22 protein-coding genes, 1 rRNA gene and 1 pseudogene are annotated in these 11,607 nt (G+C 52.3%); 1 reads left to right on the top strand and 23 read right to left on the bottom strand.

What is annotated here, in order from left to right:
* Positions 1-62: ribosomal RNA gene (locus PG888_RS03565) — 16S ribosomal RNA — on the bottom strand; the annotation flags it as partial.
* A gap of 465 nt (positions 63-527) precedes the next feature.
* Here PG888_RS03565 and PG888_RS03560 point away from each other — a divergent pair.
* Positions 528-725, top strand: a pseudogene (locus PG888_RS03560) (hypothetical protein); the annotation flags it as partial.
* 290 nt (positions 726-1,015) lie between these two features.
* Here PG888_RS03560 and rplQ read toward each other — a convergent pair.
* The 22 genes from rplQ to rplV form a co-directional block, all read right to left on the bottom strand.
* Positions 1,016-1,399, bottom strand: a complete 384-nt coding sequence (gene rplQ / locus PG888_RS03555; RefSeq protein WP_005307999.1) for a 50S ribosomal protein L17 — start codon at positions 1,397-1,399, stop codon at positions 1,016-1,018.
* Positions 1,400-1,442: 43 nt separating this feature from the next.
* Positions 1,443-2,432: a DNA-directed RNA polymerase subunit alpha gene (locus PG888_RS03550; protein ID WP_005307997.1), complete on the bottom strand. Its 990-nt coding sequence runs from the start codon at positions 2,430-2,432 to the stop codon at positions 1,443-1,445.
* Between the two features lie 25 nt (positions 2,433-2,457).
* Positions 2,458-3,078, bottom strand: a complete 621-nt coding sequence (rpsD, locus tag PG888_RS03545; RefSeq protein WP_005340600.1) for a 30S ribosomal protein S4 — start codon at positions 3,076-3,078, stop codon at positions 2,458-2,460.
* Between the two features lie 39 nt (positions 3,079-3,117).
* Positions 3,118-3,507: a 30S ribosomal protein S11 gene (rpsK, locus tag PG888_RS03540; protein WP_005319702.1), complete on the bottom strand. Its 390-nt coding sequence runs from the start codon at positions 3,505-3,507 to the stop codon at positions 3,118-3,120.
* Between the two features lie 14 nt (positions 3,508-3,521).
* Positions 3,522-3,878 (bottom strand): 30S ribosomal protein S13, encoded by a 357-nt coding sequence (gene rpsM, locus PG888_RS03535; RefSeq protein WP_005307991.1) that lies wholly within the window; start codon positions 3,876-3,878, stop codon positions 3,522-3,524.
* A gap of 139 nt (positions 3,879-4,017) precedes the next feature.
* Positions 4,018-4,131, bottom strand: a complete 114-nt coding sequence (gene rpmJ, locus PG888_RS03530; protein ID WP_005319705.1) for a 50S ribosomal protein L36 — start codon at positions 4,129-4,131, stop codon at positions 4,018-4,020.
* A 27-nt stretch (positions 4,132-4,158) separates the two neighbouring features.
* Positions 4,159-5,487, bottom strand: coding sequence for a preprotein translocase subunit SecY (gene secY / locus PG888_RS03525; protein ID WP_042059159.1), 1,329 nt, complete (start codon positions 5,485-5,487; stop codon positions 4,159-4,161).
* Between the two features lie 8 nt (positions 5,488-5,495).
* Positions 5,496-5,933 carry a 50S ribosomal protein L15 gene (rplO, locus tag PG888_RS03520; protein ID WP_033138839.1) on the bottom strand — a complete coding sequence of 146 codons (438 nt, stop codon included), beginning with the start codon at positions 5,931-5,933 and terminating at the stop codon, positions 5,496-5,498.
* Between the two features lie 2 nt (positions 5,934-5,935).
* Positions 5,936-6,115 carry a 50S ribosomal protein L30 gene (gene rpmD, locus PG888_RS03515; RefSeq protein WP_005307985.1) on the bottom strand — a complete coding sequence of 60 codons (180 nt, stop codon included), beginning with the start codon at positions 6,113-6,115 and terminating at the stop codon, positions 5,936-5,938.
* Positions 6,116-6,121: 6 nt separating this feature from the next.
* Positions 6,122-6,622 (bottom strand): 30S ribosomal protein S5, encoded by a 501-nt coding sequence (gene rpsE, locus PG888_RS03510; RefSeq protein WP_005340605.1) that lies wholly within the window; start codon positions 6,620-6,622, stop codon positions 6,122-6,124.
* A gap of 14 nt (positions 6,623-6,636) precedes the next feature.
* Positions 6,637-6,990, bottom strand: a complete 354-nt coding sequence (gene rplR / locus PG888_RS03505) for a 50S ribosomal protein L18 (RefSeq protein WP_005340606.1) — start codon at positions 6,988-6,990, stop codon at positions 6,637-6,639.
* Between the two features lie 9 nt (positions 6,991-6,999).
* The gene (gene rplF, locus PG888_RS03500; RefSeq protein ID WP_005340607.1) at positions 7,000-7,533 is read right to left on the bottom strand and encodes a 50S ribosomal protein L6; all 534 of its coding nucleotides are present in this window, start codon (positions 7,531-7,533) and stop codon (positions 7,000-7,002) included.
* A gap of 13 nt (positions 7,534-7,546) precedes the next feature.
* On the bottom strand, positions 7,547-7,939 hold the full coding sequence (rpsH, locus tag PG888_RS03495) for a 30S ribosomal protein S8 (RefSeq protein WP_005307980.1): 393 nt from the start codon (positions 7,937-7,939) through the stop codon (positions 7,547-7,549).
* Between the two features lie 21 nt (positions 7,940-7,960).
* A complete protein-coding gene (gene rpsN / locus PG888_RS03490) occupies positions 7,961-8,266 on the bottom strand; it encodes a 30S ribosomal protein S14 (RefSeq protein WP_005340609.1) in 306 nt (101 codons plus the stop codon).
* Positions 8,267-8,276: 10 nt separating this feature from the next.
* Positions 8,277-8,816, bottom strand: a complete 540-nt coding sequence (rplE, locus tag PG888_RS03485; protein ID WP_005331162.1) for a 50S ribosomal protein L5 — start codon at positions 8,814-8,816, stop codon at positions 8,277-8,279.
* A 13-nt stretch (positions 8,817-8,829) separates the two neighbouring features.
* Positions 8,830-9,147 carry a 50S ribosomal protein L24 gene (gene rplX, locus PG888_RS03480; RefSeq protein WP_005307977.1) on the bottom strand — a complete coding sequence of 106 codons (318 nt, stop codon included), beginning with the start codon at positions 9,145-9,147 and terminating at the stop codon, positions 8,830-8,832.
* Between the two features lie 11 nt (positions 9,148-9,158).
* Positions 9,159-9,527 (bottom strand): 50S ribosomal protein L14, encoded by a 369-nt coding sequence (gene rplN, locus PG888_RS03475; protein ID WP_005307975.1) that lies wholly within the window; start codon positions 9,525-9,527, stop codon positions 9,159-9,161.
* Between the two features lie 147 nt (positions 9,528-9,674).
* Positions 9,675-9,923, bottom strand: coding sequence for a 30S ribosomal protein S17 (gene rpsQ, locus PG888_RS03470; RefSeq protein ID WP_033138836.1), 249 nt, complete (start codon positions 9,921-9,923; stop codon positions 9,675-9,677).
* Positions 9,923-10,114 (bottom strand): 50S ribosomal protein L29, encoded by a 192-nt coding sequence (gene rpmC / locus PG888_RS03465; RefSeq protein WP_005307965.1) that lies wholly within the window; start codon positions 10,112-10,114, stop codon positions 9,923-9,925. Before rpmC ends, rpsQ begins: the two co-directional genes overlap by 1 nt.
* Positions 10,114-10,527, bottom strand: a complete 414-nt coding sequence (gene rplP, locus PG888_RS03460; RefSeq protein WP_005340612.1) for a 50S ribosomal protein L16 — start codon at positions 10,525-10,527, stop codon at positions 10,114-10,116. The genes rpmC and rplP overlap by 1 nt, the downstream gene beginning before the upstream one ends.
* 13 nt (positions 10,528-10,540) lie before the next feature.
* Positions 10,541-11,254, bottom strand: a complete 714-nt coding sequence (gene rpsC / locus PG888_RS03455) for a 30S ribosomal protein S3 (protein WP_005307962.1) — start codon at positions 11,252-11,254, stop codon at positions 10,541-10,543.
* A gap of 3 nt (positions 11,255-11,257) precedes the next feature.
* Positions 11,258-11,602 (bottom strand): 50S ribosomal protein L22, encoded by a 345-nt coding sequence (rplV, locus tag PG888_RS03450; RefSeq protein WP_005319741.1) that lies wholly within the window; start codon positions 11,600-11,602, stop codon positions 11,258-11,260.
* Between the last annotated feature and the right edge of the window lie 5 nt (positions 11,603-11,607).

Here is an 11,607-nt window from a genome sequence, read left to right as displayed (position 1 = left end):
ACTTGCATGTGTTAGGCCTGCCGCCAGCGTTCAATCTGAGCCATGATCAAACTCTTCAATTTAAGTTTGGTTTGCGTTCATTCATTACCGAGGTAACGAACTTCAGCGGCTCAATGAATTGCTGAAATAAACTGTTCGACTTCTTATTGCTAAGAAATCGTCTTGGTCACTTCACCAGACATTGAAAATCAACAAAATTGTTTGATGTTCGATGCTGTGAGTGCCCACACAGATTGCTTGATTCAAATTGTTAAAGAGCGACGCAACAGTTCGTTGCTGCGGGAGTGGAATTCTACTCAACCGCCTTCTCGAGTCAAGCCTTATTTTCAAAGGCTTTTCGAGGTTATCGACTCAGGCTTTGCGTTGCCGCTTGCCCTGTCGATGGAGGCGCATTATAGGGAGTTGAATCTTTCTGGCAACCCCTCATCGGCAATAAAATTGCAAAAAAGGGCACTTTTTTAGTTATTCATATTCAACCACAGCTTTTATACAAACTTATCCACAGAAACAGGTTCCGGATTGCTAGAATGGCCGAAAACAAGGAGGCCAAGATGGACTTGCGACTGGGACCCTACAAGGGAAAACGCCCGCAACTGGGTAAATGAATCGCCCTTGGTTTTCTAGACACTCTGTTGCTGAAAAATAAACTGTGAATCGCCCCAGCATATGTAGATCCCTGCACGACACTGGTGGACGATATCGAGCTGGCCGACGATGCTCAAATGAAGTGAGCAGGCGATGCACCATTTCGCCAGGGTCAAGAACAACTCTTACTTGCTATATAGAAGAAGTTGAATAATGAGAGAAGGCAGTTGAGGCAGTTGAGGCAGTTGAGGCAGTTGAGGCAGTTGAGGCAGTTGAGGCAGTTGAGGCAGTTGAGGCAGTTGAGGCAGTTGAGGCAGTTGAGGCAGTTGAGGCAGTTGAGGCAGTTGAGGCAGTTGAGGCAGTTGAGGCAGTTGAGGCAGTATCAGGATTCCTTAAAAGAAAAGCCGGGACAAGCCCGGCTTTTTCTTTATCACTCAGCAGCTGCTTCAGCAGCGGCCGGGCGGTCTACCAGCTCAATATAAGCCATAGGGGCGTTGTCGCCAGCACGGAAACCGCATTTCAGAATGCGAGTATAACCGCCGGCGCGCTCCAGGTAGCGCGGGCCCAGTTCATTGAACAGCTTAGCCACGATCGCGTTGTCGCGAGTGCGGGCAAATGCCAGACGACGATTAGCAACGCTATCAGTCTTGGCAAGGGTGATCAGCGGTTCAACTACACGACGCAGCTCTTTTGCCTTAGGCAGAGTCGTCTTGATGATCTCATGACGAACCAGGGAGCTGGCCATGTTGCGGAACATTGCCTGACGATGGCTGCTGTTCCGGTTCAGTTGACGACCACTCAAACGATGGCGCATGACCTTATCCTTCTAACTAAATCTGTGAAACCCGTAATCTGGATTACTCGTCAGCGATGCTGGCGGGCGGCCAGTTCTCAAGGCGCATGCCAAGAGACAGACCACGGGAGGCCAACACGTCCTTGATCTCAGTCAGGGACTTCTTACCAAGGTTAGGAGTCTTAAGCAACTCAACCTCAGTACGCTGTACCAGATCACCAATATAGTGGATAGCTTCTGCCTTCAGACAGTTCGCAGAACGAACTGTCAGCTCCAAATCATCGACAGGACGTAGCAGAATCGGATCAAACTCGGGTTTCTCTTCTTTCTTCTCGGGCACGCTGACATCGCGCAGATCCACGAAGGCTTCCAGTTGCTCGGCCAGAATAGTGGCAGAACGACGGATGGCTTCTTCAGGATCCAGGGTACCATTGGTCTCCATGTCGATGACCAGCTTGTCCAAGTCGGTACGCTGTTCCACACGTGCTGCCTCAACATTGTAGGCAATACGAACGATGGGGCTGAACGCGGAGTCCAGCAGCAGGCGACCAATCGGACGCTCTTCGTCATCGTTGTGAACACGAGCAGAAGCAGGCACATAACCACGACCGCGCTGAACTTTCAGGCGCATGCTGATTTCAGCATTGGCACCAGTCAGGTGGCAGATTACGTGCTCCGGGTTTACGATCTCGACTTCATCACCGTGAGTGATATCACCAGCGGTAACGGGGCCTGTTCCAGACTTGGTCAGGGACAGAGTTACCTCGTCCTTGCCTTCCAGCTTCACAGCGATACCTTTCAGGTTGAGCAGGATTTCAAGAATGTCCTCCTGTACACCTTCTTTGCTGCTGTACTCATGCAGTACCCCGTCAATTTCGACTTCAGTAACTGCACAACCGGGCATAGATGACAGCAAAATACGACGCAGGGCGTTGCCCAGCGTGTGACCAAAGCCACGCTCAAGCGGCTCAAGAGTCACTTTCGCATGAGTCGGGCTAACTTGCTCGATGTCAACTAGCCGCGGTTTAAGAAAATCTGTTACAGAACCCAGCATTGTGTCCTCTCTTTAGAAGCTAGCTTTACTTGGAGTAAAGCTCGACGATCAGCTGTTCGTTAATGTCGGCAGACAGGTCGGAACGCTCTGGCAGACGCTTGAAAGCACCTTCCATTTTAGCGGCGTCAACCTCTACCCAAGTCGGCTTCTCACGCTGACCAGCAACTTCCAGGGAAGCTTTGATACGCGCTTGCTTCTTAGCCTTCTCACGAACGCAGATCACGTCCTCAGGGGAAACCTGGAAAGAAGGAATGTTCACAACGCGACCGTTTACCATGATGGCCTTGTGGCTCACCAGCTGACGAGATTCAGCACGGGTAGCGCCGAAGCCCATACGGTAAACAACGTTGTCCAAACGACCTTCCAGCAGCTGCAACAGGTTTTCACCGGTGTTACCCTTCTGACGGGCAGCGTCGCGGTAGTAGTTGCGGAACTGTTTTTCCAATACGCCGTAGATACGACGAACTTTTTGTTTCTCGCGCAGCTGAACACCGTAGTCGGACAGACGCGCTTTACGCGCACCGTGCTGACCAGGGGCGGTGTCAATCTTGCACTTAGAATCAATCGCACGAACACCAGACTTCAGGAAGAGGTCGGTGCCCTCACGACGGCTAAGCTTAAGCTTAGGACCGATATATCTTGCCATCTTCTTTCTCCAACAATCCTAGACCAAGTTGCTACTGCGTTATACGCGGCGCTTCTTGGGAGGACGACAACCGTTGTGCGGGATCGGAGTCACATCAGTAATATTAGTGATGCGGAAACCAGCCGCGTTCAGAGCGCGGATGGAAGACTCACGACCGGGACCCGGACCTTTGACCATGACTTCCAGGTTCTTCACGCCGTATTCTTTGGCGATCTCACCAGCACGCTCTGCAGCTACCTGGGCAGCAAACGGAGTGGACTTACGGGAACCACGGAAACCTGAACCACCAGAGGTAGCCCATGACAGAGCGTTGCCCTGACGGTCAGTAATGGTCACGATTGTGTTGTTGAAAGATGCATGAACGTGCGCAATACCGTCGCTCACTTGCTTTTTAACGCGCTTGCGAGCACGAGTCGGAGTTTTAGCCATTTTCTACCTTCCCGTTACTTCTTGATAGCCTTGCGCGGACCCTTACGGGTACGAGCGTTGGTCTTGGTACGTTGACCACGAACAGGCAGGCTACGACGGTGACGCAAACCACGGTAGCAACCCAGATCCATCAATCGCTTGATGTTCATGGAAATCTGACGACGCAGGTCACCTTCAACGGTGAATTTCCCTACTTGTTCACGCAGACTCTCGATCTGAGCTTCGTCCAGGTCTTTAATTTTCACATTCTCAGCGATACCGGCTGCGGCACAGATGGCCTTGGAGCGGGTACGACCGACGCCATAAATCGCAGTCAAAGCGATGACTGCATGCTTATGGTCAGGAATGTTAATGCCAGCGATACGGGCCACTATTCACTCCTACATATAGTAGATTACGACCACCACAAAGCCCGTGAGCGGATACGTGGCGGTCAACCAATACACAACAAAAGTTGGCTGGCTATATTAGCCAGCACAACTATTTGTTGCAAGTACTAACCGTAAAAAATTAGCCTTGGCGCTGTTTATGCTTTGGCTCGCTGCAAATCACACGCACCACACCGTGACGCTTGATGATTTTGCAGTTACGGCAGATTGCCTTAACGGAAGCACGAACTTTCATTGCTTAACTCCGTAACTACGCCGACCTTTAGCGGCCGTAGCCCTTCAGGTTGGCCTTCCTCAGGACGTCGCCATATTGATGAGACATCATATGGGTTTGTACCTGAGCCATGAAGTCCATGATAACTACCACGATAATCAGCAGCGAAGTGCCACCGAAGTAGAACTGTACGTTCCAGGCAGTCATCAAGAACTGGGGTACCAGACAGATAAAGGTTATATAGAGCGCACCTGCCAATGTCAGGCGAGTCATAACCTTATCGATGTAACGTGCTGTCTGCTCGCCCGGGCGAATCCCCGGGATAAAGGCTCCACTCTTCTTCAGATTATCTGCTGTCTCGCGGGGGTTGAACACCAGCGCGGTATAGAAGAAGCAGAAGAAGATAATGGCTGCTGCATACAGCATCTCGTAAAGCGGTTGACCCGGCTGCAGGACCATAGAGACCTGTTGCAGTATATCAGCTACTTTACCCTCGCCCTGACCAAACCAAGAGGTAATGGTCCCCGGGAAGAGGATGATACTGGATGCGAAAATCGCAGGAATCACACCGGCCATATTCACTTTCAACGGCAGGTGTGTGCTTTGCGCGGCGAATACCTGGCGGCCTTGTTGACGCTTGGCATAGTTAACGACGATACGACGCTGACCACGCTCTACGAACACCACAAAGTAAGTCACTGCGAAAACAATCAAGCCCAGCAACAACAACAGCAGGATGTGCAATTCCCCTTGACGTGCCTGTTCGGCCGTAGCGCCAATGGCATGCGGCAGACCAGCAACGATACCCGTGAAAATAATCAACGAGATACCATTACCAATCCCACGCTCGGTAATCTGTTCACCCAACCACATCAAAAACATGGTACCGGTGACCAGACTTACAACCGCTGTGAAATAGAAGCCTAAACCCGGATGAGTCACGAGTCCATGCATCATATTCGGCAGACCGGTTGCAATACCAATTGCCTGGAAAGTTCCCAAAACCAGCGTGCCCCAACGGGTATATTGGCTAATCTTGCGACGGCCGGATTCACCTTCTTTCTTGAGTTCAGCAAGAGCGGGGTGAACCACAGTCAGCAGCTGGATAATGATCGACGCCGAAATGTACGGCATGATCCCCAACGCAAGAATAGAAGCACGCGAGAGTGCACCACCACTGAACATGTTGAACATCTCAATGATGGTGCCCTTCTGTTGCTGGAACAACTCGGCCAGTACGGCGGCGTCAATACCAGGAATCGGCACATAAGAGCCTGCACGGAAAACGATAATCGCCCCGAGAACGAAGAGCAGACGGCTCTTCAGTTCACTCAGACCACCCTGTGCTTTAACATCCAATCCTGGTTTCTTAGCCATTGTACTGATTATTCCTCGATTTTACCGCCAGCGGCCTCGATGGCTGCACGTGCACCTTTGGTGACGGACAGACCACGAACGGTCACAGCACGGTCAATGTTGCCAGACAGAACAACTTTAGCGAATACGATGTTCTTAGTAACAACACCGGCTTGCTTCAGAGTGCTCAGATCGACCACATCACCTTCCACCATGGCGATTTCGTTCAGACGCACTTCGGCAGAAACCAAAGATTTGCGAGAGAAGAAACCGAACTTCGGCAGACGGATTTTCAAAGGCATCTGGCCGCCTTCGAAACCGTTGCGGACTTTGCCGCCACCGGAACGAGAGGTTTGGCCTTTAACACCACGACCACCAGTCTTGCCCAGGCCGGAGCCGATACCACGGCCACGACGTTGTTTTTCAGGCTTGGAACCAGCGGCCGGAGACAGAGTGTTCAGACGCATGCTTAGCCCTCCACCTTAACCATGTAATAAACCTGGTTGATCATGCCGCGTACGCAAGGAGTATCTTCCAGCTCAACGGTGTGACCAATGCGACGCAGACCCAGACCACGCAGAGTCGCCTTGTGCTTTGGCAGACGGCCGATAGAGCTGCGAGTTTGAGTTACTTTTACAGTGTTAGCCATGTCGCATTACCCCAGAATTTCTTCAACGCGCAGACCACGCTTGGCAGCGATCTGTTCCGGTGATTGACCGTGAACCAGAGCGTCTACAGTTGCGCGAACAACGTTGATTGGGTTGGTGGAACCGTAGGTCTTGGCCAGCACGTTGTGGATACCGGCAACTTCCAGAACAGCACGCATGGCGCCGCCTGCAATGATACCAGTACCTTGAGAGGCCGGCTTCATGAACACGGTGGAGCCAGAGTGAACACCACGCACCGGGTGGTGCAGAGTGCCGTTGTTCAGCTCAACCTTGTTCAGGTTACGCTTAGCCTGTTCCATTGCTTTTTGAATAGCAGCCGGAACTTCACGGGCTTTACCGTAACCGTAACCTACACGGCCGTTACCATCACCCACCACGGTCAACGCGGTGAAGGACATGATACGACCACCTTTAACAGTTTTCGAAACACGGTTTACTGCAATGAGCTTTTCTTGCAGTTCGCCGGCTTGAGATTCGACTTTAGCCATCTTCGACTCCTAGCTTAGAACTGAAGACCAGCGTCACGTGCGGCAGCTGCCAGAGCAGCAATGCGACCGTGATACTTGAAACCGGAACGATCGAAAGATACGTTCTGAACGCCTTTGGCAATAGCACGCTCAGCGATAGCTTTACCTACAGCGGTAGCAGCATCTGCATTACCGGTGTATTTCAGAGCTTCACTGATGGCTTTCTCTACTGTGGAAGCAGAGGCCAGAACTTCGGAACCGTTGGCTGCAATAACCTGCGCATAGATATGACGCGGGGTACGGTGAACAACCAGACGGGTGGCTCCCAGTTCCTGCATCTTTTTCCGAGCACGAGTAGCACGACGGAGACGAGCTGCTTTCTTGTCCATAGTGTTACCTTACTTCTTCTTAGCTTCTTTAGTACGCACTTGCTCGTTGGCATAGCGTACACCCTTGCCCTTGTAGGGCTCCGGAGCGCGGTAAGCACGGATATCGGCGGCGACTTGGCCAACCAGCTGCTTGTCGACGCCACGCAGAACGATTTCTGTAGCAGTCGGGCACTCAGCGGTCACACCAGCCGGCAGCGCATGCTCTACCGGGTGAGAGAAGCCCAGAGCCAGCGCAACAGCATTGCCCTTGATGGAGGCTTTATAACCTACACCAACCAGCTGCAGCTTGCGCTCGAAGCCTTGGGTAACACCGATTACCATGTTGTTGACCAATGCACGGGCAGTACCGGCCTGAGCGTCAGCACCAGCGATGCTGCCGCGCGGGGCGAACTTGAGTACATTGTCTTCTTTGGTCACTTCTACACCGGCGTGAATAGAGCGAACCAGAGAACCTTTACCACCTTTGATGGTCAGTTCCTGGCCGTTCAGAGTCACCTCTACGCCAGCAGGAATAGTGACGGGTGCCTTAGCAACACGAGACATTTCCTACCTCCTATTAAGCGACGTAGCAGATGATCTCACCGCCCATGCTTGCTTTGCGAGCAGCACGGTCAGTCATCACACCTTTAGACGTGGACACGATAGCAACACCGAGACCGCCCATAACTTTCGGCAGATCAGTAGTGCGCTTGTAAATACGCAGGCCTGGACGGCTTACGCGTTGGATCAGTTCTACAACTGGCTTGCCCTGGAAATATTTCAGTTCAATTTCCAGTTCCGGCTTCACGTCACCAGCTACGGAGTAGCCAGCGATGTAACCTTCTTCTTTCAGCACTTTGGCGATAGCCACTTTCAGCTTGGAAGAAGGCATGGAAACCGCAACTTTGCTCGCCGCCTGACCGTTACGGATGCGGGTCAGCATATCCGCGATCGGATCTTGCATGCTCATAAGTCTAACTCCCGAGATTCGTTACCAAGAAGCCTTCTTCAGGCCCGGAATTTCGCCCTTCATGGCATGCTCACGCACCTTGATGCGAGACAGGCCAAACTTGCGCAGGAAACCGTGCGGACGACCAGTAATATTGCAACGGTTACGCTGGCGGGACGGACTGGAATCACGGGGCAGCTGTTGCAGTTGCAGTACAGCATCCCAACGCGCTTCTTCAGAAGCGTTCATGTCAACGATGATAGCTTTCAGCTCGGCACGCTTGGTCGCGTACTTGGCTACCAGCTTGGCACGCTTTGCTTCGCGCGCTTTCATGGATGTTTTAGCCATAACCCTAACCTTACTTGCGGAATGGGAAGTTAAAGGCAGCCAGCAGAGCACGGCCTTCTTCATCGGTATTCGCGGAAGTGGTGATGGTGATATCCAGACCACGGACGCGATCGACTTTGTCATAGTCGATTTCCGGGAAGATGATCTGCTCACGCACGCCCATGGAGTAGTTACCACGACCGTCGAACGCTTTAGCGTTCAGGCCACGGAAGTCACGGATACGCGGTACGGAGATGCAGATCAGCCGTTCCAGGAACTCCCACATACGCTCGCCACGCAGGGTTACTTTACAACCTATCGGGTAGCCTTCACGAATCTTGAAGCCCGCAACAGATTTGCGAGCTTTGGTGATCAGCGGCTTCTGACCGGAAATGGCAGCCATATCGGCAGCAGCATTTTCCAGCAATTTCTTGTCAGAGATCGCTTCACCAACACCCATGTTCAGGGTGATTTTCTCGATCCGAGGGACTTGCATGATAGTCTTGTAACCGAACTGCTTTGACAGTTCATTTACTACATCGGATTTGTAGTAATCATGCAGTTTCGCCATCGTTAAACTCCAATTACTTCACAAGTTCGCCGGTGGATTTGAAGAAACGGACTTTTTTGCCGTCTTCAATCCGGAAACCAACGCGGTCAGCTTTGCCAGTGGCAGAGTTGAACAGCGCTACGTTTGATACATCGATGGGGGCTTCTTTGGTGACGATACCGCCAGCCTGACCCAGTGCGGGTACCGGCTTCTGGTGTTTCTTCACCTGGTTGATGCCTTCAACGATTACCTTACCTTTTGCAATCAGGACTTGAGTGACTTTGCCACGCTTGCCCTTGTCTTTGCCGGTAAGTACGATCACTTCGTCTTCGCGACGGATTTTAGCTGCCATCGTTCGACTCCTTACAGTACTTCGGGTGCCAGGGACACAATCTTCATGAACTTCTCATTACGCAGTTCACGGGTCACCGGGCCAAAAATACGAGTACCGATTGGCTGTTGGTTGTTGTTAAGCAACACAGCCGCATTGTTGTCGAAACGGATGACAGAGCCGTCCGGACGACGAACGCCTTTACGGGTGCGTACGACCACCGCGTTATACACATCACCTTTCTTCACTTTACCGCGAGGAATAGCTTCCTTGATGGAAACCTTGATGATGTCGCCGATGCCGGCGTAACGGCGGTGCGAGCCACCCAGAACCTTAATACACATTACACTGCGAGCGCCGGAGTTGTCGGCAACACCCAGCATACTTTGCATCTGGATCATCTTAGTGCTCCGCTTTGTTTACTTCTTATCCCTGATGGGATCTGGCTGCCTTCAAAAGGCGCGAAACTATAACACAGGATTTTTAGAAAAGGTAGCCTAAAAAACAAACGGCCCCTGAAGGGGGCCGTTTGGACTACAAAGTACCGATTAGGCCTTTTCTAAGATCGCAACCAGGGTCCAGGACTTGGTCTTGGACAGCGGGCGGCATTCGCGGATTTCCACGAGATCGCCTGCTTTACACTCGTTGGTCTCGTCATGCACGTGCAGCTTGGTAGTGCGCTTGATGATCTTACCGTAGATCGGGTGCTTTACCTTGCGCTCGATAGCAACAGTGATGGACTTGTCCATCTTGTCGCTGATTACACGACCTTGCAGAGTACGGATCTTGTCAGTCATTACGCACCTGCCTTCTCAGTCAGTACAGTCTTGATACGTGCGACGTCACGACGCACTTGTTTCAGAGTGTGAGTCTGAGCCAGCTGGCCGGTGGACGCTTGCATGCGCATGTTGAATTGCTCACGCAGCAGGCCCAGCAGCTCCTGGTTCAGTTCTTCGACGCTCTTTTGACGCAGATCTTGGGCTTTCATCACATCACCGTCTTAATTACGAAAGTGGTCTGAACAGACAGCTTAGCTGCGGCCAGGGCAAACGCTTCACGCGCCAGAGCCTCAGGTACACCGTCCATCTCGTACAGAACCTTGCCAGGCTGGATCGGGCAAACCCAGTATTCCACGTTACCCTTACCTTTACCCATACGAACTTCGAGGGGCTTTTCGGTGATGGGCTTGTCCGGGAACACACGGATCCAGATCTTACCTTGACGCTTAACGTGACGGGTCATGGCACGACGGGCTGCTTCGATTTGACGAGCAGTCAGTTGACCACGGGATGTCGCCTTCAGGCCAAAGGTACCGAAGGATACTTCGTTACCAGAGGTGGCCAGACCGCGGTTACGACCCTTGTGGGTCTTGCGGAATTTAGTACGCTTAGGTTGCAACATTTACCGAATCTCCTTACTTAGCAGCGCGGCGCTTGTTGTCACGCTTGGGCTTTGCAGGAGCTTGCTCTTGAGCAGCGGCAGCGTTAACAGCAGCCAGACCGCCCAGAACTTCGCCCTTGAAGATCCAAACTTTAACGCCGATCACACCGTAAGTGGTGTGGGCTTCAGAAGTTGCGTAGTCGATGTCGGCACGCAGGGTGTGCAACGGCACACGACCTTCACGGTACCATTCGGTACGCGCGATTTCAGCGCCGCCCAGACGACCGGAAACTTCCACTTTGATGCCCTTGGCACCCAGGCGCATTGCGTTCTGTACGGCGCGCTTCATAGCACGACGGAACATTACACGACGCTCCAGCTGGGAAGTGATGCTGTCGGCAACGAGTTTGCCATCCAGCTCCGGCTTGCGGACTTCGGAAATGTTGATCTGAGCAGGCACGCCAGCAATAGTGGCTACAGCTTTGCGCAGCTTCTCAACGTCTTCGCCTTTCTTACCGATGACAACACCCGGACGAGCGGTGTGAATGGTCACACGGATGCTCTTGGCCGGACGCTCAATGGTGATCTTGGACAAGGACGCGTTTTTCAGTTCCTTGGTCAGGAACTGGCGTACTTGAAAATCGCTGTACAGGTTGTCAGCGAAGTCTTTGGTGTTCGCGAACCAGGTAGAATTCCAAGGCTTGGTAATACCCAGGCGAATGCCATTAGGATGTACTTTCTGACCCATTGCTTATCTCCCAGCCTTAGCGTCGGATACCACTACAGTGATGTGAGCGGTACGCTTGAGGATACGATCCGCACGACCTTTGGCACGCGGACGGATGCGCTTCATGGAGGGACCTTCGTCGACCATGATAGTAGCAACACGCAGCGCGTCGATATCGGCGCCTTCGTTGTGCTCAGCGTTTGCAATGGCAGATTCCAGCACTTTCTTAACCAGCACAGCAGCCTTTTTCGGGCTGAAGGTCAGGATATTCAGAGCCTTGTCTACGGACAGACCACGTACTTGATCGGCTACCAGACGAGCTTTCTGGGCAGAAGTACGGGCATAACGGTGTTTAGCGATAGCTTCCATCATTT

The sequence above is a fragment of the Aeromonas sp. QDB23 genome (genome assembly GCF_027707745.1).
Lineage (GTDB): Bacteria > Pseudomonadota > Gammaproteobacteria > Enterobacterales > Aeromonadaceae > Aeromonas > Aeromonas allosaccharophila.
Note: the sequence above shows the minus strand (reverse complement) of the source record. Positions and strands in the feature narration are given on the sequence as shown.

Excerpts from the sequence above, each read along its gene's own strand:
- secY (WP_042059159.1), bottom strand. The coding sequence starts at position 5,487 with ATGGCTAAGAAACCAGGATTGGATGTTAAAGCACAGGGTGGTCTGAGT.
- rplF (WP_005340607.1), bottom strand. The coding sequence starts at position 7,533 with ATGTCTCGTGTTGCTAAGGCACCCGTCACTATTCCTGCTGGCGTAGAG.
- rplX (WP_005307977.1), bottom strand. The coding sequence starts at position 9,147 with ATGGCAGCTAAAATCCGTCGCGAAGACGAAGTGATCGTACTTACCGGC.
- rpsD (WP_005340600.1), bottom strand. The coding sequence starts at position 3,078 with ATGGCAAGATATATCGGTCCTAAGCTTAAGCTTAGCCGTCGTGAGGGC.
- rplP (WP_005340612.1), bottom strand. The coding sequence starts at position 10,527 with ATGTTGCAACCTAAGCGTACTAAATTCCGCAAGACCCACAAGGGTCGT.
- rpsQ (WP_033138836.1), bottom strand. The coding sequence starts at position 9,923 with ATGACTGACAAGATCCGTACTCTGCAAGGTCGTGTAATCAGCGACAAG.
- rpsN (WP_005340609.1), bottom strand. The coding sequence starts at position 8,266 with ATGGCTAAAACATCCATGAAAGCGCGCGAAGCAAAGCGTGCCAAGCTG.
- rplE (WP_005331162.1), bottom strand. The coding sequence starts at position 8,816 with ATGGCGAAACTGCATGATTACTACAAATCCGATGTAGTAAATGAACTG.
- rplR (WP_005340606.1), bottom strand. The coding sequence starts at position 6,990 with ATGGACAAGAAAGCAGCTCGTCTCCGTCGTGCTACTCGTGCTCGGAAA.
- PG888_RS03550 (WP_005307997.1), bottom strand. The coding sequence starts at position 2,432 with ATGCTGGGTTCTGTAACAGATTTTCTTAAACCGCGGCTAGTTGACATC.
- rpsH (WP_005307980.1), bottom strand. The coding sequence starts at position 7,939 with ATGAGCATGCAAGATCCGATCGCGGATATGCTGACCCGCATCCGTAAC.
- rplQ (WP_005307999.1), bottom strand. The coding sequence starts at position 1,399 with ATGCGCCATCGTTTGAGTGGTCGTCAACTGAACCGGAACAGCAGCCAT.
- rplV (WP_005319741.1), bottom strand. The coding sequence starts at position 11,602 with ATGGAAGCTATCGCTAAACACCGTTATGCCCGTACTTCTGCCCAGAAA.
- rpmJ (WP_005319705.1), bottom strand. The coding sequence starts at position 4,131 with ATGAAAGTTCGTGCTTCCGTTAAGGCAATCTGCCGTAACTGCAAAATC.
- rpmD (WP_005307985.1), bottom strand. The coding sequence starts at position 6,115 with ATGGCTAACACTGTAAAAGTAACTCAAACTCGCAGCTCTATCGGCCGT.
- rpsC (WP_005307962.1), bottom strand. The coding sequence starts at position 11,254 with ATGGGTCAGAAAGTACATCCTAATGGCATTCGCCTGGGTATTACCAAG.
- rplO (WP_033138839.1), bottom strand. The coding sequence starts at position 5,933 with ATGCGTCTGAACACTCTGTCTCCGGCCGCTGGTTCCAAGCCTGAAAAA.
- rpsK (WP_005319702.1), bottom strand. The coding sequence starts at position 3,507 with ATGGCTAAAACTCCGACTCGTGCTCGCAAGCGCGTTAAAAAGCAAGTG.
- rpsE (WP_005340605.1), bottom strand. The coding sequence starts at position 6,622 with ATGGCTAAAGTCGAATCTCAAGCCGGCGAACTGCAAGAAAAGCTCATT.
- rpmC (WP_005307965.1), bottom strand. The coding sequence starts at position 10,114 with ATGAAAGCCCAAGATCTGCGTCAAAAGAGCGTCGAAGAACTGAACCAG.
- rplN (WP_005307975.1), bottom strand. The coding sequence starts at position 9,527 with ATGATCCAGATGCAAAGTATGCTGGGTGTTGCCGACAACTCCGGCGCT.